The organism is Haloferula chungangensis, assembly GCF_042664875.1.
Taxonomy (GTDB): domain Bacteria; phylum Verrucomicrobiota; class Verrucomicrobiia; order Verrucomicrobiales; family Akkermansiaceae; genus Haloferula; species Haloferula chungangensis.
The window spans coordinates 1-5,578 of sequence record NZ_JBHTBS010000028.1 but is presented as its reverse complement, the minus strand read 5'-3'; the positions used below and the strand labels follow the sequence as shown (position 1 = coordinate 5,578).

Sequence of the window (5,578 nt, the reverse complement as noted above, 5' to 3'; positions counted from 1 at the left end):
CGGTGAGCTCACCGGGAAGGCTGCGGGGATCCAAGCAGCTTTCGAAGCTGGCGGCAAGAACACAACACAGCCGCTGAAAGGGGTCGTCCTCGAGCGCCTTGTTCTCGTTGGGCGGTCTTGGGGGCGGGGAGTTCTTCGCGGAGGCCGCGGTCCGCCACGAGAAAATACCCGATCGAGCGCCGAGATCATCCCACGAGGCACTCCGAGCGGTGATGATGCAGAGCCCCAGCGAACTAGACAGACAATCTAACAGAGCCTGTCACGTGCTCGGTCCGATCCATCCTGGCTGCTCCTCTGCTGCCCACCGCATGATGCTCGCTCCGGCCAGCAAAGCTCCGGAAGCTCGAAAACCTCGATAAACTCGACCTATCTCGGACTCGGTCTGCTGCCACACCCTCAAAACCCAGAGGCTCTACATTCCACGAGAACGTCTGAGAAATGGCGATCCCGACCCTCATGGCGGGGCTCCCGATTCTCGTTGCCTGATTGAATCACCAAAACGGAAACGCAACAAGGCCGCTGAGAGGGGTCGCCATCTTCGACTTGTTGGGCTTGTTCAGTTTTCCTCGCGGATTGCTCTGGTCCTGCTGCGCACTACGCCATGCACGAAGGACTTATCGCCAGTGTCGGCAGTGCCTCGGATCACTTTGCCGCTCATCATCACGGGCACCTCTAGGGTCGATGGAGGCCCTGTGCTGAGTAAGTCTGCTCGGCTAAACACCACTACGTAGCACCATACCTCTCTTGGCTTGCTTCGGATGCGCTGCAAGCTGATGTCGTTAAGGTGCCAGTCGGTGACTTCCGGTTCGATTCGCCGAACCTCCTCCTCAGCGAGCGCAACGGCCTTCCGTGGAGGGAGAGGTGGGTAATCCCGCTCAGATGTCCACTCGGGCGAACCGGCAATGTCCGCATCCGATATTGGGAACACGTATGGATACCCTCGGGAGTCGCGCAACGGAGGCAAAGCCATCACGGCCTCGTAGTCCCGGAGTGCGGTATCCTGGCAGGAACTCAGCACAGCGGCTATGAACGAAACGGATAGGAAGCGGATTCTCGTGGTCGGCACAGTAGATTTATTGGCCCAACGTTTGAGCTGAGGCGATCCCGGTGAGCTCACCGGGAAGGCTGCGGGGATCCAAGCAAGTTCCGAAGGTGTCGGCAAGCACTCAACACAACCGCTGAAAGGGGTCGTCCTCGAGCGCCTTGTTCTCGTTGGGCGGTCTTGGGGGCGGGGAGATCTTCGCGGAGGCCGCGGTCCGCCACGGGAAAATACCCGGTCGAGCGCCGACACCATCCCACGAGGCACTCCGAGCGGTGATGATGCGGAGCCCCGGCGAATCAGACAGACAATCTAACAGAGTCTGTCACGTGGCCGTTCCGATCTCTCTTGGCCGCTCCTCTGCTGCCCCCCCCCCGCATGATGCTCACCCCGGTCAGCAAAGCACTGGAAGCTCGAAAGCCTCGATAAGCTCGACCTATCTCGGACTCGGTCTGCTGCCACACCCTCAGAACCCAGAGGCTCTACATTCCACGAGAACGTTTGAGTGGTGGTACCGGCGAGATCAAACTCCGATTCCACTAGCGACGTTGTCGCCGGTTGCCACTCACGGCTTGTTAGGTTTTTGATTTGATTGTTCCCGCGAGTCGACGGGCAACTTCCTGAACCCCGAGCGCAGAGGAAAGGCCCACCTTGTCGGCAAGTCGAGGACTATACTCGTAAATCTCCTTAACACCAACATTATGCCAGACTGGAAGAATTACGTTTGACTGCTCCAGAATCTCACGGGTAAACACCGAATCAAACTCCGCCCGTCCCCATCCTTTGTTACCTAGAAAACTCGGCGATAGCACCAGAACGCACTTCCGCGCCTCCTTCAATCCGGTCTCTATCGATTGGCGTAAGCTGTCACCAACTTTGAGCGTGAATTCGTCATACCAAACTGGACACATGAGCTTCACCAGAGAATGAGCAAGTTCGCGGACCAATTCATCTTTGTCACGTGAGTCGTGAGAAATGAAGGCGAGGGGCGATTCGCTTTCGGCACGCTTTCTTGCGTATTCTCGATCCTTCACACAGAGATAGATTCCCTTCGACTTGGCTAAAGCGACCAACTCCCTCCTTTGATCAACGGATAGTTCAGAATCGGTGTAGAAGTGCATGCGCTTCGTGAACATAAGCGTCGATGCGCTTTGTCGTTCCGAGTAATCGCTGTGCCCCATCAACACCTCGACTCCATCACCTTCGTCCTTTAGCATGCAAGCATCGACAATTGGCATCCCGAGGAGCACTGCCAAAGCCTCACGGGCATCAAGTTGATCTGGCACGAACATATACCAGAACTTGGCGTTAGCATCGAAGTCGTAGGCAACCTTCGCCCGAATCTCCCCGAGCACTGTCCCTTCCTTCGTCGCAAACTGCCAGTCGGCGTGGACGGTGAGATCCACTGGGTCAGTATCGTAGTATTCGCGGATGGTCGCCATAGTAGCCTGGAATTCTTAACCTAACGTTTGAGCTGAGGCGATCCCGGTGAGCTCACCGGAAAGGCTGCGGGGATCCAAGCAGCTTTCGAAGCTGGCGGCAAGAACACAACACAGCCGCTGAAAGGGGTCGCCCTCGAGCGCCTTGTTCTCGTTGGGCGGTCTTGGGGGCGGGGAGATCTTCGCGGAGGCCGCGGTCCGCCACGGGAAAATACCCGATCGAGCGCCGACACCATCCCACGAGGCACTCCGAGCGGTGATGATGCGAAGCCCCAGCGAAGCAGACAGACAATCTAACAGAGTCTGTCACGTGGCCGTTCCGATCTCTCCTGGCCGCTCCTCTGCTGCCCCCCGCATGATGCTCGCTCCGGTCAGCAAAGATCCGGGGCCTCGGAAATCTCGATAAGCTCGACCTATCTTCGACTCGGTCTGCTGCCACACCCTCAAAACCCAGAGGCTCTACATTCCACGAGAACGTTTGAGCTGAGGCGATCCCGGTGAGCTCACTGGGAAGGCTGCGGGGATCCAAGCAGCTTTCGAAGCTGGCGGCAAGAACACAACACAGCCGCTGAAAGGGGTCGTCCTCGAGCGCCTTGTTCTCGTTGGGCGGTCTTGGGGGCGGGGAGATCTTCGCGGAGGCCGCCGTCCGCCACGGGAAAATACCCGGTCGAGCGCCGACACCATCACACGGGTCACTCCGAGCGGTGATGATGCGGAGCCCCAGCGAATCAGACAGACAATCTAACATGGTGTGTCACGTGCCCGGTCCGATCTTTCCTGGCCGCTCCTCTGCTGCCCACCGCATGATGCTCACCCTGGGCAGCAATGCACTGGAAGCTCGAAAGCCTCGACAAGCTCGATCTATCTCCGACTCGGTCTGCTGCCACACCCTCAAAACCCAGAGGCTCTACATTCCGCGAGAACGTTTGAGGCATGGCGCGACGCCCGAACAAAGGCGGCGCTCCGTGCCAAGTTGAAGGGATTGAAACACCAAAACGGGAATATAACAAGGCCGCGGTTAGGCGTCGCCATCGCCGGCTTGTTCTGTTTGATTGGTTTCGCTGTTGAAAGCTGCGAGGTCTCGGAGAAAACGACCTCTTGCAAGAGTCATGTAGGCTCCAGTGCAGGCAAACGCTAGAAGCACTCCTTGGACGTCTTGATACTGGCTATCAACCCTAAATAGCCGCTCCGCAATGGTTGCAGTCGCGCTGACATATACGACTAAAACGAAGAAGAGCACCGTAGATCTCCTCCGCCAAACCATGGCGAGAAACACCGAATACGACGCCCCCAAAAACGCCATGGTAAGAAGGTAAAAATAGGGAGCGGGCTTGATCACAAAAAGAACGACTGCTGCGACCAAGAGGAACCCTGCCCAAATCTTCGCTGATCGAACTATGACCAGAGCCTGGCCTCGCCAACCATCTTGATCTGTTTCCTCCATTTTTTGCAGAACGTTTGAGGCATGGCGCGACGCCCGAACTAAGGCGGCGCTCCGTCCTCGATTGAATGGATTGAATCACTAGAAGGGAAACGTAACAAGGCCGCGGTTAGGCGTCGCCATCGCCGACTTGTTGTGCTTGTTTATGGTCTGAGGTCAGGCGGCCATTCTGGGTAATAGTGCCGCACGTAGGTTTCGATCTCGGCGTCGCTAGCAAGCCAGTCTGCACCACGCACTTCTCGCATGAGATGCAGGCCCAAGATCTCTAACGGAGACGCACCGGAAATCTCTTCATCATCTTGGCGGGCGATCCAGATCTCCGCATCCTCGACGATCGCCCCCTCGCCAATCGACTCACGAGTCACCTCGTACCCCAACTGGCGCAAAGCGAGGTATGCCGGAACTTCAGTATTACCTGCGGCTGTGAGCTTCCTCATTTTCTGCACAACGTCATAGGACAGGCGTCGCCGGCGAACCAAGGCGGCGCTTCGGCCCTAGGTGGAAGGATTGAATCACGGGTGAAGAAACGCAACAAGGCCGCGGTTAGGCGTCGCCCTGCTCCGACTTGTTGGGCTTGATTGTTTCATTGTCCGCCTTGGCTAAGAAAGGTCCGAATCTCGTAGAGGCGGGATCGAGCGAATGCCGGATTGGGATAGTCTAGGTTCAGGAGGCCCGAATGCTGATTGCTCCGGACAGAAATCCGTGTCGAGTCGCCACCTATGGCCTCTACTCGGATGACCGTCTTGCGTGATAGAAGCTTGGCGTAGTTGTCGATCTCGACCTCGAACGCCCCTGAATCCGTGTCACGATATTCGACATCGAGGTCCCAGCCCGGCTCGCCCCAGCCCGCATATGCTGGATGCTCTTGGATCTCTCGGGTGTTGCCGTGGACGTAAGTTCCGTTACCGGTCACAGTCTTGAAGTCGTGCTTCGGGTAGAGCTCCTTCAGCGCGGACCTCACATTGCGGGTCGGTTGGCTCACTTCCGTTCGTACCGGAATCAAGAAATACAGGAGTGCGGCAACTACAGGTACACCAAGAATAGTGAGCCAGATCAGGAGTTTCTTCCGGCGTCTCATTTTCTTGCCCAACGTTTGAGCTGAGGCGATCCCGGTGATCTCATCGGGAAGGCTGCGGGGATCCAAGCAGCTTTCGAAGCTGGCGGCAAGAACTCAACACAACCGCTGAAAGGGGTCGTCCTCGAGCGCCTTGTTCTCGTTGGGCGGTCTTGGGGGCGGGGAGATCTTCGCGGAGGCCGCGGTCCGCCACGGGAAAATACCCGATCGAGCGCCGACTCCATCCTACGAGACACTCCAAGCGGTGATGATACGGAGCCTCGGCGAAGCAGACAGATAATCTAACATAGTCTGTCACGTGGCCGGTCCGATCTCTCCTGGCCGCTCCTCTGCTGCCCCCCGCATGATGATCACCCCGGTCAGCAAAGCTCCGGGCGCTCCGAAACCTCGACAAGCTCGACCTATCTCCGACTCGGTCTACTGCCACACCCTCAAAACCCAGAGGCTCTACATTCCACGAGAACGTTTGAGGAATGGCGCGGCGATGAGAAGCTTCGAATTCAACAAAGCGGCTTATTCGCCGTCGCCATATCCGGCTTGTTGTGCTTCTTTGGCATTTTCAGTTGGCAAGTGCTTCGGTGATT

The 5,578-nt window shown here is 57.4% G+C and carries 4 protein-coding genes; all 4 read right to left on the bottom strand.

Annotated elements, in window-relative coordinates; translation table 11 throughout:
- Positions 1-1,614: 1,614 nt before the first annotated feature.
- Complete coding sequence (locus tag ACFQY0_RS20805) at positions 1,615-2,481, bottom strand: toll/interleukin-1 receptor domain-containing protein (RefSeq protein ID WP_379716849.1); 867 nt, start codon at positions 2,479-2,481, stop codon at positions 1,615-1,617.
- Between the two features lie 1,015 nt (positions 2,482-3,496).
- Positions 3,497-3,922: a hypothetical protein gene (locus tag ACFQY0_RS20800; RefSeq protein ID WP_379716846.1), complete on the bottom strand. Its 426-nt coding sequence runs from the start codon at positions 3,920-3,922 to the stop codon at positions 3,497-3,499.
- A gap of 140 nt (positions 3,923-4,062) precedes the next feature.
- Positions 4,063-4,356 (bottom strand): hypothetical protein, encoded by a 294-nt coding sequence (locus tag ACFQY0_RS20795; protein ID WP_379716843.1) that lies wholly within the window; start codon positions 4,354-4,356, stop codon positions 4,063-4,065.
- Positions 4,357-4,502: 146 nt separating this feature from the next.
- A complete protein-coding gene (locus tag ACFQY0_RS20790; protein WP_379716840.1) occupies positions 4,503-4,901 on the bottom strand; it encodes a hypothetical protein in 399 nt (132 codons plus the stop codon).
- Between the last annotated feature and the right edge of the window lie 677 nt (positions 4,902-5,578).

What these genes read in the sequence shown, in the direction of transcription:
- ACFQY0_RS20805 (WP_379716849.1), bottom strand. Translation starts at nt 2,481, where the DNA reads ATGGCGACCATCCGCGAATACTACGATACTGACCCAGTGGATCTCACC.
- ACFQY0_RS20800 (WP_379716846.1), bottom strand. Translation starts at nt 3,922, where the DNA reads ATGGAGGAAACAGATCAAGATGGTTGGCGAGGCCAGGCTCTGGTCATA.
- ACFQY0_RS20795 (WP_379716843.1), bottom strand. Translation starts at nt 4,356, where the DNA reads ATGAGGAAGCTCACAGCCGCAGGTAATACTGAAGTTCCGGCATACCTC.